The sequence below is a fragment of the Sphingobium fontiphilum genome (genome assembly GCF_014196635.1).
In the GTDB taxonomy this organism is placed as follows: Bacteria; Pseudomonadota; Alphaproteobacteria; order Sphingomonadales; family Sphingomonadaceae; genus Sphingobium; species Sphingobium fontiphilum.
The window spans coordinates 900,858-914,814 of sequence record NZ_JACIEB010000001.1 but is presented as its reverse complement, the minus strand read 5'-3'; the positions used below and the strand labels follow the sequence as shown (position 1 = coordinate 914,814).

15 protein-coding genes are annotated in these 13,957 nt (G+C 64.2%); 14 read left to right on the top strand and 1 reads right to left on the bottom strand.

Features of this window, described 5'->3' with window-relative positions:
- Positions 1-179: 179 nt before the first annotated feature.
- From rimP to GGR44_RS04195, 11 genes are all read left to right on the top strand, one after another.
- On the top strand, positions 180-704 hold the full coding sequence (rimP, locus tag GGR44_RS04245; protein ID WP_183954150.1) for a ribosome maturation protein RimP: 525 nt from the start codon (positions 180-182) through the stop codon (positions 702-704).
- Between the two features lie 12 nt (positions 705-716).
- Positions 717-2,285 carry a transcription termination factor NusA gene (gene nusA / locus GGR44_RS04240; RefSeq protein WP_183954149.1) on the top strand — a complete coding sequence of 523 codons (1,569 nt, stop codon included), beginning with the start codon at positions 717-719 and terminating at the stop codon, positions 2,283-2,285.
- 6 nt (positions 2,286-2,291) lie between these two features.
- A complete protein-coding gene (locus GGR44_RS04235) occupies positions 2,292-2,528 on the top strand; it encodes a tautomerase family protein (protein WP_183954148.1) in 237 nt (78 codons plus the stop codon).
- 63 nt (positions 2,529-2,591) lie between these two features.
- The gene (locus tag GGR44_RS04230) at positions 2,592-3,251 is read left to right on the top strand and encodes a DUF448 domain-containing protein (protein ID WP_183954147.1); all 660 of its coding nucleotides are present in this window, start codon (positions 2,592-2,594) and stop codon (positions 3,249-3,251) included.
- Positions 3,252-3,317: 66 nt separating this feature from the next.
- The gene (infB, locus tag GGR44_RS04225) at positions 3,318-5,906 is read left to right on the top strand and encodes a translation initiation factor IF-2 (RefSeq protein ID WP_183954146.1); all 2,589 of its coding nucleotides are present in this window, start codon (positions 3,318-3,320) and stop codon (positions 5,904-5,906) included.
- Positions 5,907-6,006: 100 nt separating this feature from the next.
- Complete coding sequence (gene rbfA / locus GGR44_RS04220; protein ID WP_183954145.1) at positions 6,007-6,414, top strand: 30S ribosome-binding factor RbfA; 408 nt, start codon at positions 6,007-6,009, stop codon at positions 6,412-6,414.
- Positions 6,415-6,544: 130 nt separating this feature from the next.
- Positions 6,545-7,105: a hypothetical protein gene (locus GGR44_RS04215; RefSeq protein WP_183954144.1), complete on the top strand. Its 561-nt coding sequence runs from the start codon at positions 6,545-6,547 to the stop codon at positions 7,103-7,105.
- Between the two features lie 78 nt (positions 7,106-7,183).
- Positions 7,184-7,345, top strand: a complete 162-nt coding sequence (locus GGR44_RS04210; RefSeq protein ID WP_183954143.1) for an AbrB/MazE/SpoVT family DNA-binding domain-containing protein — start codon at positions 7,184-7,186, stop codon at positions 7,343-7,345.
- Positions 7,342-8,238 (top strand): alpha/beta hydrolase family protein, encoded by an 897-nt coding sequence (locus GGR44_RS04205; RefSeq protein WP_183954142.1) that lies wholly within the window; start codon positions 7,342-7,344, stop codon positions 8,236-8,238. The genes GGR44_RS04210 and GGR44_RS04205 overlap by 4 nt, the downstream gene beginning before the upstream one ends.
- Positions 8,239-8,245: 7 nt before the next feature.
- A complete protein-coding gene (locus tag GGR44_RS04200) occupies positions 8,246-8,824 on the top strand; it encodes a thymidine kinase (protein WP_183954141.1) in 579 nt (192 codons plus the stop codon).
- Between the two features lie 68 nt (positions 8,825-8,892).
- Positions 8,893-9,153 (top strand): ExbD/TolR family protein, encoded by a 261-nt coding sequence (locus GGR44_RS04195; protein ID WP_183954255.1) that lies wholly within the window; start codon positions 8,893-8,895, stop codon positions 9,151-9,153.
- Positions 9,154-9,178: 25 nt separating this feature from the next.
- Here GGR44_RS04195 and GGR44_RS04190 read toward each other — a convergent pair whose 3' ends face one another.
- Positions 9,179-9,874, bottom strand: a complete 696-nt coding sequence (locus tag GGR44_RS04190) for an HAD family hydrolase (protein ID WP_183954140.1) — start codon at positions 9,872-9,874, stop codon at positions 9,179-9,181.
- A gap of 61 nt (positions 9,875-9,935) precedes the next feature.
- Between GGR44_RS04190 and truB the strand changes: the two genes are divergently transcribed.
- From truB to pnp, 3 genes are all read left to right on the top strand, one after another.
- Positions 9,936-10,898 (top strand): tRNA pseudouridine(55) synthase TruB, encoded by a 963-nt coding sequence (gene truB / locus GGR44_RS04185; RefSeq protein WP_183954139.1) that lies wholly within the window; start codon positions 9,936-9,938, stop codon positions 10,896-10,898.
- Between the two features lie 17 nt (positions 10,899-10,915).
- The gene (gene rpsO / locus GGR44_RS04180) at positions 10,916-11,185 is read left to right on the top strand and encodes a 30S ribosomal protein S15 (protein WP_183954138.1); all 270 of its coding nucleotides are present in this window, start codon (positions 10,916-10,918) and stop codon (positions 11,183-11,185) included.
- A gap of 308 nt (positions 11,186-11,493) precedes the next feature.
- Positions 11,494-13,800 carry a polyribonucleotide nucleotidyltransferase gene (gene pnp, locus GGR44_RS04175; RefSeq protein ID WP_183954137.1) on the top strand — a complete coding sequence of 769 codons (2,307 nt, stop codon included), beginning with the start codon at positions 11,494-11,496 and terminating at the stop codon, positions 13,798-13,800.
- The last annotated feature ends 157 nt before the right edge of the window (positions 13,801-13,957 follow it).

The following is a 13,957-nucleotide window of genomic DNA, read 5'->3' as shown; positions in this document are numbered from 1 at the left end:
GACGGGCTTCCTCTTCGTGGCTTTCGGTGCGAACAATGGCTGAGAACGAATATTGTTGCAGCCAGCCGCCATCGCCCCTATATGCCGCTTGCTTCCTTACATCGTCAAACATGTCGGGGTCGCGGGCGGCATGCTCGCGGCGCGAGGAAGCTGCATGATTTTGGCGTTCTGGAGACGATATGGCGGACATCGCCGCATTGACAGCATTGATCGAGCCGGAGGTGAAGGCCCTGGGCTTTGACCTTGTGCGCATCAAGCTGTTCGGCAGTGGTGACGAACATACGCTTCAGATCATGGCCGAGCGTCCGGAGACGCGGCAACTGGTGATCGAGGATTGCATGACGATCTCTCGCCGCCTGTCCGACGTGCTGGACGAGGCCGACCCGATCGAGGAAGCCTATCGGCTGGAGGTCAGTTCGCCGGGCATCGACCGGCCGCTGACCCGCCTGCACGATTTTGTCGACTGGGCGGGGCACGAAGCGCGGATCACCGTCACCGAGGCGATCGAGGGGCGCAAGACGTTCAAGGGCGAGCTGGTCGGGCTGGATGGCGAAGACATCGCCCTCCGGGACGCGAAGGTCGGCGACGTCGTCATTCCGTTCACGCTGGTGGGCAGCGCCAAGCTGGTGCTGACCGACAAGCTCATTTCTGCTACCATGCCGCTCTCCTCCGATGGAGCGGACGAGATCGAAACCGAAGAGTAAGGGTTCACGACCATGGCCAACGCCATTTCCGCCAACAAGGCAGAGCTGCTCGCCATCGCCAATTCGGTGGCCAGCGAGAAGATGATCGACAAGGCGATCGTGATCGAGGCGATGGAGGACGCTATCCAGCGCGCCGCCCGCGCCCGTTACGGCGCCGAAAACGACATCCGCGCCAAGCTGGACCCGGACAGCGGCGACCTGCGCCTGTGGCGCGTCGTCGAAGTGGTCGATGCGGTCGAGGACTATTTCAAGCAGGTTGACCTGAAGGCCGCGCAGAAGCTGAAGAAGGATGCCGCTGTCGGCGACTTCATCGTCGATCCCCTGCCGCCCATCGACCTTGGCCGTATCGACGCCCAGTCTGCCAAGCAGGTGATTTTCCAGAAGGTTCGCGACGCCGAGCGCGAGCGCCAGTTCGACGAGTTCAAGGACCGCGTCGGCGAAATCATCACCGGCGTCGTCAAGTCGGTCGAATTCGGCCATGTCGTCGTCAACCTTGGCCGCGCCGAAGGCGTCATCCGCCGCGATCAGCAGATTCCGCGCGAAGTCGTGCGCGTGGGCGACCGCATCCGTTCGGTCATCCTGAACGTGCGCCGCGAAAATCGCGGGCCGCAGATTTTCCTGTCGCGCGCGCACCCGGAATTCATGAAGAAGCTGTTCGCGCAGGAAGTGCCCGAAATCTATGATGGCGTCATCACTATCATGGCCGCCGCCCGCGACCCCGGTTCGCGCGCCAAGATCGGCGTCATCAGCCGCGACGGCAGCATCGATCCGGTCGGCGCCTGCGTCGGCATGAAGGGCAGCCGCGTGCAGGCCGTTGTGCAGGAAATGCAGGGCGAAAAGATCGACATCATCCCCTGGTCGGAAGATACGGCGACCTTCGTCGTCAATGCGCTGCAACCCGCGCAGGTCAGCCGCGTCGTGATCGACGAGGAGGAAGAGCGCATTGAAGTGGTGGTCCCCGACGACCAGTTGTCGCTCGCCATCGGTCGTCGCGGTCAGAATGTCCGCCTCGCCAGCCAGTTGACGGGCAAGGCCATCGACATCATGACCGAGGCCGACGCCAGCGAGAAGCGCCAGAAGGAATTCGTCGCCCGCTCCGAACTGTTCCAGAACGAACTGGACGTCGACGAAACCCTGTCGCAGTTGCTGGTCGCCGAAGGCTTCACCGAGCTGGAAGAAGTCGCTTATGTCAGCATCGACGAGCTGGCCTCGATCGAGGGCTTTGACGACGAACTGGCGCAGGAACTGCAAAGCCGCGCGCAGGAAGCGCTGGACCGCCGCGAAGCCGCCGCGCGTGAAGAGCGTCAGGCGCTGGGCGTCGAGGATGCGCTGGCCGACATGCCGCACCTCAATGAGGCGATGCTGGTGACGCTGGGCAAGGCGGGGATCAAGACGCTGGACGACCTTGCCGACCTGGCCACTGACGAACTGATCCAGAAGAAGCGCGTTGATCCGCGTCGCCGCAACCGCGACGATGGCGGCGAAAAGGGCGGCATCCTGGCCGAATATGGTCTGAGCGAAGAGCAGGGCAACGAGATCATCATGGCCGCCCGCGCCCACTGGTTCGAAGAGGAAGCCTGATCCACCATGCCTTTCGTCGACATCCGTCTGGCTGGCAGCGCGACCCGCGAACAGAAAGCGGGCATCGTGGCTGACGTGACCCGGTCGCTCGTCGAGCGGCTGGGCAAGCCGGCGGCAGCCGTGCAGGTGGTGATTTCGGAAGTTTCGACCGAAAATTATGGTGCCGGCGGTCAGTTGATCGCCGACCGCGCCGCGCACCCCTCACCAAGGGAGGACGCCAATGCTGCGGTCTCTCCCCAATGAGGCGATAGGCGCGCTCCACAGCGTTGGCGCACCCGGCTCTTCCGTGGCGACGGAGGGCGATGCATGACCGAACGCAAATGCATATTGACCGGCGACCGCGCCGATCCCGATCTGCTGGTCCGTCTGGCCGTGGGGCCGGGCGGCGAGGTCTTGCCCGATATTCGCGCCAAGGCGCCGGGGCGCGGCGCCTGGATCGGCGTGACTCGCGGCGCGCTGGAACAGGCGATGGCCAGGGGCAAGCTGAAGGGGGCGCTCTCCCGCGCGTTCAAGACCGGCGACCTCGCCATTCCCGACACGCTGCCCGAGCTGATCGAGGCGGGATTGCGCAAGGCGCTGCTCGACCGGCTGGGGCTGGAGGCGCGGGCGTCGATGCTGGTCACCGGATCGGAAAAGATCGGCGTCGCCTGCCGCAAGGGGCAGGTGAAATTGCTGCTCCATGCCGCCGATGCGGCGGCCGACGGCAGCCGTAAACTCGATCAGGCGTTGCGCGTCGGGCAAGAGGCGGAAGGCAGCGATCTCGCCGGTTTCGTCTTGCCTGTGGACCGGGACGCCCTATCTGTGGCAATGGGGCGCGATAACGTCGTGCATATCGCGGTCACCGACTCGCGGGCGGCGTTGCGTCTGCGCGGCGTCATTGGCCGCTTGGAAAGCTATCTGGGTTGCGTTACCGGCGCGCCGGTGCATGGGGAGCAGGACTCCGCCGGTGCACCGGGCGGCCAGTAGCATTGGAATGGGGCGCCGACGGGCCTTTCCGGTCGGACGTGAAGCGAAGGGTGTAAGTTCAGTCGTATGAGTGACAGCAAGGAAGACAAGCCGGTTCTGGGCCGCAAGCCGCTGGGTATCAAGCGGACCGTGGAATCGGGTCAGGTGCAGCAGCAGTTCAGTCATGGCCGCAAGAATACGGTCGTGGTCGAAGTGAAGCGGCGCCGTGTCCTGGGCAAGCCGGGCGAAGCCGCCGGCGGCGCGCCTGCTGCCGCGCCGCAGGCTGATCCGGCGCCAGCGCCGCGTCCCGCCGCGCCCGCGCCTCAGGCGCCGGTGCAGCGCGCCGCGCCGCCCGCGCCACGCCCGGCCCAGTCGCTCATGTCGCGTCAGGAATTGCAGGCCAAGCTGCTGCGCGAGGCCGAGGAAGCCCGCATGACCGCGCTGGAAGAGGCGCGCCGTCGTGAGGAGGCCGAGCGCCTGGCCGCCAGCGAGGAAGAAAAGCGTCGCGCGGAGGAAAACCGGCAGGCCGCCGAAGCCGCAGAGGTGCAGTCCGACAGCGCGGTTGTCGAACAGGACAAGGTTGCGGAAGAAGCCGCCGAGGTTCCCGAGGCTCCTGCATCTGCTCCGAACGCCGAGCCTGCGCCTGCGGCCTCCGCCGAAGCGGCCCCCGCTGCGACCGGCGCCTCGACGGCCCCGCCGCCCCGCCGCTTCACGCCGGTCACCCCCGCCAAGCGGCCCGAACCGGCCAAGCCGGAGCGCGCCAAGCGTGGCGACGACAATCGTCGCCAGTCCGGCAAGCTGACCGTGACCCGTGCGTTGGCCGACGACGACAGCGCCCGCGCCCGCAGCCTCGCCGCGCTCAAGCGCGCGCGCGAAAAGGAAAAGCGCGCCCATTATTCGGGCGGCAGCCAGCAGCGCGAAAAACAGGTGCGCGATGTCGTGGTGCCTGAAAGCATCACGGTTCAGGAACTGGCGAACCGCATGGCCGAAAAGGGCGCGGACCTGGTCAAGTCGCTGTTCAAGATGGGCATGGCCGTCACGCTCAACCAGGCGATCGACCAGGACACCGCCGAATTGCTGGTCGAGGAATTCGGCCATAATATCCAGCGCGTGTCGGAATCCGACGTCGAACTGGGCATGGCGGGCGAACCCGATGCGCCCGAAACGCTGATGCCGCGTGCGCCGGTGGTCACCATCATGGGCCATGTCGATCATGGCAAGACGTCGCTGCTCGACGCGCTGCGCGGCACCAATGTGGTGTCCGGCGAAAGCGGCGGCATCACCCAACATATCGGCGCCTATCAGGTGAAAACGAAGAGCGGTGATCTCATCACCTTCCTCGACACGCCGGGCCACGAGGCCTTCTCGGAAATGCGCGCCCGCGGCGCCAACGTCACCGATATCGTCATCCTGGTGGTGGCGGCCGATGACGGGCTGATGCCGCAAACGATCGAGGCGATCAACCATACCAAGGCCGCCGGCGTTCCGATGATTGTCGCCATCAACAAGTGCGACAAGCCCGATGCCAATCCCCAGAAGGTGCGCGAGCGCCTGCTGGAGCATGAGGTGATCGTCGAGGATATGGGCGGCGAGACCCAGGATGTGGAGGTTTCCGCGCTCAAGGGCACCGGTCTTGAAACGCTGATCGAAAAGATCCTGCTTCAGGCCGAATTGCTGGAATTGACCGCCAACCCGGATCGCGACGCCGAAGGCAATGTGATCGAGGCGCAGCTGGACAAGGGCCGCGGCGCCGTCGCCACCGTGCTGGTGCGCAAGGGCACGCTCAAGATCGGCGACACGTTCGTCATCGGTTCGGAAAGCGGCAAGGTCCGCGCGATGATCAACGACAAGGGGCAACAGGTGAAGACCGCCGGTCCTTCGACCCCGGTCGAGGTTTTGGGCCTGTCGGGCGTGCCGATGGCCGGCGATCAGTTGACGGTCGTCGAGAACGAGGCGCGGGCGCGCGAAGTCGCCGCCTATCGTCAGGAACAGGCGACGAAGAAGCGCACGACCGCCGCGCCGACCAGCTTCGAGAGCATGTTCTCGGCGCTCAGCACCAAGGTCATCGAATATCCGGTGGTGGTGAAGGGCGACGTTCAGGGGTCGGTGGAGGCCATCGTGTCTTCGCTGAACCGCATCTCTACCGACGAGATCAAGGTCCGCATCCTGCATTCGGGCGTTGGCGCGATCACCGAAAGCGACGTCACGCTGGCCGCCGCCAGCCGCGCGCCGCTGATCGGCTTTAACGTCCGCCCCAACGCCAAGGCGCGCCAGTTGGCGGAGCGCGAGAAAATCTCGCTGCGCTATTATGACGTGATCTACGACCTGCTGGAGGAAGTCCGCAACGAAATGGCGGGCCAGCTTGCCCCCGAACGCATCGAAACGGTCGTCGGCCGCGCCGAAGTGCTTCAGGTCTTCCCGGCCGGCAAGAAGGACAAGGCGGCGGGCCTGCTCGTCATGGACGGCATCATTCGCAAGGGGCTCAACGCGCGCCTTACCCGCGACGATGTCATCGTGTCGAAGACGGTCATCGCCTCGCTTCGCCGGTTCAAGGACGATGTGTCCGAAGTCCGCGCGGGCATGGAATGCGGCGCGGTGTTGCAGGACACCAACGACATCAAGGTTGGCGACACGCTCGAACTGTTCGAGGTCGAGGAACGCGTCCGCACGCTGTAAATGGAAAGGCGCGTCACCCCAGCGCAAGCTGGGGTCTCGTGCGGCCTGGCTCTGCTTTCGCCTGAAACCCCAGCTTTCGCTGGGGTGACGAGGATCATATATGGCTCAACAGCAATCCGAAGGCCCGTCCGTCCGCCTGCTGCGCGTGGGCGAACAGGTGCGCCATATCCTGTCGGACATCCTCCAGCGCGGGGACGTGCATGACGATGTGCTGGCGGCCCATGTCGTCAGCGTCACCGAGGTGCGCATGTCGCCCGACCTGCGCCATGCCACGGTGTTCGTGAAATCCTTGCTGGGCCAGGACGAGGAAGCGGTGCTGAAGGCGCTGCGCACCAACACCGCCTATCTCCAGCGCGAGGTGGCGCACCGCACCCGCCTGAAATATGCGGCGAAGCTCAAATTCCTGGCCGACGAGAGCTTCGACGAGGGCAGCCATATCGACAAGCTGCTGCGCGACCCGAAGGTGGCGCGCGATCTGGCGTCGGACGAGGGTGACACGGAGGATTGATTTGCCTGCCGTTGTCCAGAGGCTCCCACTATGTTTGGCGGCCCTCGGTCTAGCCGCTCTGGTGACAGCGTGCGACCGGTCGCCCCCGCCGCCCAATCCTATGCAGGGGCAGGCGGCGATCCGGTCTGTCTTGCAAGCTGAGCCTGAGTTGATGCTACGGCAATGGGCATGGGTCGCCGCAGGTGGCGATCGCCGCAAGGCGGAGCGATCCCTGAGCGTGCTGAAGGTGGCGGGTGAACTGCGCGACGGTCGAGGCCTGTGCTTCGCTCCGGCCCTCGGCGCGCCAGCGCTGGAAGGTCCGCGCATGTCCCGGAATATGTGGACCTGGTTTCAGGGGCTGTGGAGAGAGCCATCCGACTGGCGTTCGCCCGATGGCGAGCCACTGGAGCGCATCGAGCGCGCTCAATATGACCGTCTTGAAGAGAGCGGGACGGGGCTCCCGACGAAATTGGCGCGGTTCGAGATAGATCCTAAATGGCTTCCTGTCGGCGCGCGGATGGCGTCCACTCATGACGATCCCGAATGCCCGGTCCGGATCAGCTATTCGCTCCCGAGTTTCGTGGACCCATATATGTTCATTGATGTCGGCTCGACCTGTGGGAGCCTGTGCGGCAGTGGCGAATTGCGTATCTATCGCTGGACCGGCAAGCACTGGCTGTTGGTCGCGCGCCGTCAATCCTGGCTCGCCTGAGCGGGAAGCATCCAAAGCATAAGAGGATCGGTTGTTCGCCAGCGTCGGCTCGGGCATAGTCAGGCGAAGAAGATCAGGATGGACAAGCGAGGGCGGATCACTCTGTCCAAAGCTCTGCGCGAGGAACTTGGTTTGGCGGAAGGCGACCGGGTCGAATGGATCGTGCGGGGCGACGGAATTCAAATGCTGCCAGTGATGGATAGGCGAAGCAGGATCGGCGAAAAGGTGGATGGCGAATGACGAAATGCTGGACGATGCTGGCGGCGGCGTCCCTTATCGCTGCCCCCGCCATGGCAAGGGAATCCGCCATCCATCCGGCGGTCGTCAGCGATCCCGCGCCCGACGCCGCCTATCCCGCCGCTATGCACGCTTTCGTCATTCCCGCGCAGGACGGGGCGATGAATGCGCTGCTCTATGCCGCCGCCGGGCCGGGGCTGCACCCGACCTTGCTGCTGCTGCACGGCTTTCCGGGCAACGAGCAGAATCTGGACCTGGCGCAGGCGGCCCGCCGCGCCGGATGGCATGTGCTGACGCTGCATTATCGCGGCTCCTGGGGCAGTCCGGGCGCATTTTCCTTCGCCCATGCGGCGCAGGACGCCCATGGCGCGCTCGCCTTCCTGCGCGAACCGGCCAATGTCGCGCGATACCGCATCGACACCGGGGCCATCGTGGTTGCGGGGCACAGCATGGGCGGCTTCATGGCGGCCGATGCCGTCGCTGACGATCCGCGCGTCGCTGGACTGTTCCTGATCGACCCATGGGACCCGGCGCAGACGGTCGCTGCCCTCGCCACGCCGGAGGGCGAAGCCGCATGGAAGGAAGAAGTGGCGGGCGACCTGCCGCCGCTGGCCGGGGCCAGTTATGACAGCCTGACCGCCGAAATCCGGGGCGATGGCGCGCATTTCGACCTTGGCCGCCGTCTGGCCGCCATGGGGCGCAGGCCAGTGTCGATCATCGGGGCGGAGCGAGGCATCGCCGCCATGGCGCGCAAAGTCGCCGCCGACGCGCAGGCCGCCAATCCGGAAGCGGCGCTGATGGTCTGGCCGACCGACCATAGTTTTTCCGACCGGCGCATCGCACTGGCCGACGCGCTGGTCCGCTTCCTCCATCGCGTCGCGCCGACGATCCGCTGACCCCGCGATGGCGAAGCTCTATTTCTATTATAGCTCGATGAATGCGGGGAAATCGACCACGCTGCTGCAATCGAGCTTCAACTATCAGGAACGCGGCATGGCCACCATGTTGTGGACCGCCGCGCTGGACGACCGCTATGGACGGGGACGCATCGCGTCGCGCATCGGGCTGGAGGCGGGGGCGCATCTGTTCGATCCCGACACCGACATCCTGGCCGCCATCGCTGCCTGCCATGCGGAAGCCCCCTTGTCCTGCGTGCTGATCGATGAGGCGCAGTTCCTGACGCAAGGGCAGGTGTGGCAATTGGCGCGGGTGTGCGACGACCTGTCCATTCCGGTGCTCTGCTATGGCATCCGCACCGATTTTCAGGGTGCGCTGTTCGAAGGGGCGGCGATGCTGCTGGGTCTTGCCGATACGCTGACCGAGATCAAGACGATCTGCGAATGCGGGCGCAAGGCGACGATGAACCTGCGCGTGGACGGGCAGGGCAGGGCCGTGCGCCAGGGCGAGCAGACGGAAATCGGTGGTAATGACCTCTATGTCGCGCTGTGCCGCCGCCATTTTGTCGAACGGATGGGGTCGTGATTTTTCGGAGCCTTGGATTGTGGCTTTCGTCCTTGTCGTTCCTCTGCGCTTGCAATGCGGGATCGGCGGTGCGCGCTCCGCTCGAAATAGAGATCGCGCTCGACCCTGCGGGGCGCTGTTCCATCCACATTGATGGTCGAAAGATGGATGATAACGAGCTTTTGCAGAAGTTCGCAGAGCGACCTTCCGGGCAGGAAATGGTTCTGAAGGGTGGGGCTGAGGACGTGCCCTATCGTTGCATTGGATCAACGATTTACACCATGCAGCGGGCAGGCTTTCCCCTGAAAACCGGGTTTATTCATGGCTCAGCGGAAAGTGATCCCGATTGAGAGGTGGCTCTGCGTCTCGCGTCGCTTAACTTATCCCCGCGACCCAGTCAGGCAGGTCGGCGAGGCGCGATAGTTGGGTGAAATGGTCATGGGCGGCGGGGGCTTGCGCCTGTTCATGCGCCCATGCGCCCTCCTGCGGGATGAAGGCGGCCCATGCGCCCGCTTCCAGCGCGGGCAATATGTCGGACCGCATCGAATCGCCCGCCATCACCGCCTGTTGAGGCGCTACGCCGAAGCGGGCGAAGATGTTGCGGAAAGTGTCACTGGTCTTGTCGCTGACAATCTCGATGCCGCTGAACAGGTCGCCCAGGCCCGACGCGGCGAGCTTGCTTTCCTGATGCAGCAGGTCGCCCTTCGTCACCAGCACCACCGGGCCGAAACGGGCAAGCCGATCCAGCGTCTCTTCCACCCCGTCGAACAACTGCACCGGATGGGCGAGCAGGGCGCGTCCCGCCGCCAATATCTCCTCGATCATCTGCTTTGTCAGCGCGTCTCCGGCCAGTTCCACCGCCGTTTCGATCATCGACAGGGTAAAGCCCTTGGCGCCATAGCCATAAAGCGGCAGGTTGCGCGTTTCGCAGGTGATCAGCCGCTCGCGGGTTACATGCGCCTCGGCAAAGGGATGCAGCATGTCGAGCAGCGCATCCTCGGTCGCGTTGAAGTGCCGCATATTGTGCCAGAGCGTGTCGTCGGCATCCAGGCAGATGAGCTTGATCGTCATGCCGCCCGAATAGCGCAATAAAGGCTGACAGGGAAAGACGGGAGCGATAAGGGCGGCCGCCATGCATGGCTGGATCATCATGGACAAACCCCACGGCCTGGGATCGACCCAGGCGGTGAGCGCGGTGAAGCGCGTGCTGCGCCAATGCGGCGCGGGCAAGGTGAAGGTGGGCCATGGCGGCACGCTCGATCCGCTGGCGACCGGCGTGCTGCCCGTGGCCATTGGCGAAGCGACCAAGCTGGCGGGGCGGATGCTCGACAGCGACAAGATTTATGACTTCACCATCGCTTTCGGGGAACAGACCGACACGCTGGATCTGGAGGGGCAGGTTATCGCGATGAGCGATTTGCGGCCGACTTTGGCGCAGGTGGAGGCGGTGCTGCCGCGCTTCACCGGGCCGATTGAGCAGGCGCCGCCCGCCTATAGCGCGATCCTGATCGACGGCCAGCGCGCCTACGACCTTGCGCGGAAAGGCGAAGAGGTCGAAATGAAGATGCGGAATGTCGTGATCCATTCCCTTGCCCTTCGTCATGCTGAACTTGTTTCAGCATCCATCGCGCCCCATGAACCACCGCACGATCCGGTGAAATGGACCCCGAAACAAGTTCAGGGTGACGATCGGGTCGGGGACGTCACCCTGACCGCCCATGTTTCGAAGGGCACCTATATCCGCTCCCTTGCCCGCGACATCGCGCTGGCGCTCGGCACGGTGGGGCATGTCGCCATGTTGCGTCGGGTGAAGGCCGGGCCGTTCACGCTGCAATCCGCGATTTCGCTGGACAAATTGAACCAAGCCGCTAATGGCGGCGGCATCGGCCAGTATATGCTGCCGTTGACGGCGGGGCTGGACGACATCCCGGCCCTTTCCGTCACTCCCGATGAAGCATTGGCTCTCCGCCAGGGGAAGGTGCTGACCGGGAAACCGCACACCGGTCTCCTGCTGGCGATGTTGGGCGAAACGCCCGTCGCGCTGGTGGAGTCCAGTGGCCCGGAAATGCGGGTGGTGCGCGGCTTCAATCTCTAGATACGAAAGGAAGCCCGATGTCGATCACTGCAGAGCGCAAGGACGCGCTGATCAAGGAATATGCCCGCGCCGAAGGCGATACCGGTTCGCCGGAAGTTCAGGTTGCGATCCTGTCGGAACGCATTTCGAACCTGACCGAGCATTTTAAGGGTCATCACAAGGATAACCACAGCCGTCGCGGCCTGCTGATGCTGGTCAACAAGCGTCGTTCGCTGCTGGACTATCTGAAGAAAAAGGATGGGGCGCGTTATACCGACCTCATCGGCAAGCTGGGCCTGCGCAAGTGACCTGATCGTTCGGCCCGCTTCGGCGGGCCGTTTACGTATCAGGTCATCCCGGCGAAGGCCGGGATCCGGGGTTCCGGGCACAGCCTTCGTAACCCTGGGCTCCGGCTTTCGCCGGAGCACGATAAGCGATATAGGGCGTTCGGCTTGAACGCCTGCTCTCCCACGGAGAGCAAGACCAAGGGGAGATCGCGCAATCCGGCGTGATCCTCGCAAACGGGGCCAGATGATGCCCCACGCCGCAGCGGGCCGGATAGCCCGCAAGAAGAGGCCCCGCCGGGCAATAGGGCCGGGCGGGCAAAGGAAAACACATGTTTGATGTAAAGAAAGTCTCCATCGAGCTGGGCGGCAAGACGCTGACCCTCGAAACCGGCCGCATCGCGCGTCAGGCCGACGCCGCCGTGCTGGCCACCTATGGCGAAACCGTGGTGCTGTGCGCCGTGACGGCCGCCAAGTCGGTGAAGGAAGGGCAGGATTTCTTCCCGCTGACCGTTCACTATCAGGAAAAATATTCCGCCGCCGGCCGCATCCCCGGCGGCTTCTTCAAGCGCGAACGCGGCGCCACGGAAAAGGAAACGCTGGTTTCCCGCCTGATCGACCGCCCGATCCGCCCGCTGTTCCCCGAAGGCTTCTATAACGAAATCAACGTCATCGCTCAGGTTCTGAGCTTTGATGGCGAAAGCGAGCCCGACATTGTGGCGATGATCGCCGCGTCGGCCGCCCTGACCCTGTCGGGCGTGCCTTTCCTGGGGCCCATCGGCGCGGCGCGCGTGGGTTACAAGGATGGCGAATATCAGCTGAACCCCAGCCTGGACGAAGTGAAGACCGGGGAACTCGATCTGGTCGTCGCCGCCACCCATGACGCGGTGATGATGGTCGAATCGGAAGCCAAGGAACTGTCCGAAGACGTCATGCTGGGCGCCGTGATGTTCGCCCATGATGCGTCGAAGAAGGTCGTCGAAGCGATCATCAAGCTCGCTGAAAAGGCCGCCAAGGAACCCTGGGACATGGCCAGGAGCGATGATCTGGGCGACCTCAAGGCGAAGCTGAAGGGCCTGATCGGCGCCGACATCGCCGCCGCCTACAAGCTGACCGATAAGTCCGCCCGTTCGAACGCGCTGAACGAAGCCCGCGCCAAGGCGAAGGCGATGTTCGCGGAGGACGGCCTCGACGCCCAGACGGTGATGGCCGGCATCAAGCTGACCAAGAAGCTGGAAGCCGAGATCGTCCGCACCGCCATCCTGAAGGAAGGCCAGCGCATCGACGGTCGCACCACCACGCAGATCCGCCCGATCGAGGCGATGGTGGGCTTCCTGCCGCGCACCCATGGTTCGGCGCTGTTCACCCGTGGCGAAACGCAGGCGATCTGCACCACCACGCTGGGCACCAAGGACGCCGAGCAGATGATCGACGGCCTCACCGGCCTGCATTATGAAAACTTCATGCTGCACTACAACTTCCCGCCCTATTCGGTCGGTGAAGTCGGCCGCTTCGGCGCCCCGGGCCGCCGCGAAGTCGGCCATGGCAAGCTGGCATGGCGCGCGCTCCACCCGGTGCTGCCGAGCAAGGACGAGTTCCCCTACACCATCCGTGTTCTGTCCGACATCACCGAATCCAACGGCTCTTCGTCTATGGCGACGGTGTGCGGCGGTTCGCTGTCGATGATGGACGCGGGCGTTCCGCTGAAGCGCCCGGTGTCGGGCATCGCCATGGGCCTGATCCTGGAAGGCAAGGAATTCGCTGTGCTCAGCGACATTCTGGGTGACGAGGATCATCTGGGCGACATGGACTTCAAGGTTGCGGGCACCGAAGCCGGCATCACCACCATGCAGATGGACATCAAGGTTGCCGGCATCACGCAGGAAATCTTCGAAGTCGCGCTGCGCCAGGCCAAGGAAGGCCGCGCCCACATATTGGGTGAAATGAGCAAGGCGCTGTCCTCGACCCGCACCGAACTGTCGGCGCACGCCCCGCGCATCGAAACGATCCAGATCGACAAGTCGAAGATCCGTGACGTCATCGGCACCGGCGGCAAGGTTATCCGCGAAATCGTCGCGGAAACCGGCGCCAAGGTCGACATCGACGACGAGGGCATCATCAAGATCAGCTCGTCCGACATCGCTCAGATCGAAGCCGCCAAGAAGTGGATTCTCGGCATCGTCGAGGAAGCGGAAGTCGGCAAGGTCTACACCGGCAAGGTCGTCAACATCGTCGACTTCGGCGCGTTCGTGAACTTCATGGGTGGCAAGGACGGTCTCGTCCACGTCTCCGAAATGAAGAATGAGCGCGTGGAAAAGCCGACCGACGTTGTGTCGGAAGGCCAGGAAGTGAAGGTCAAGGTTCTGGAAATCGACCCGCGCGGCAAGGTTCGCCTGTCGATGCGCGTCGTCGATCAGGAAACCGGCGAGGAACTGGAAGACACCCGTCCCGCCCGCGAACCGCGTGAACCGCGCGGCGACCGTGGCGATCGCGGTCCGCGCCGTGATGGCGAAGGCCGTGGCGACCGCAACCGTCGCGGTGGTGGCCGTGGCGATCGTGGCCCGCGCCGCGAAGGCGGCAAGGATGAGGGGCCGGATCCTGAATTCGCGCCTTCCTTCCTGACGGGCGATCGCGACTGATCGTGAAAAGGCATTGCAATTGAAGTAAAAGGCCCGGCGAAAATATTCTCGCCGGGCCTTTTCGCGTTCCGGCAATATTGCGACGAGCCGTTTTTTTTGTCGATAGATCAATACCCTGATTGGCTATATGCATTGCAAGTCCGGGGCTTCATATTGA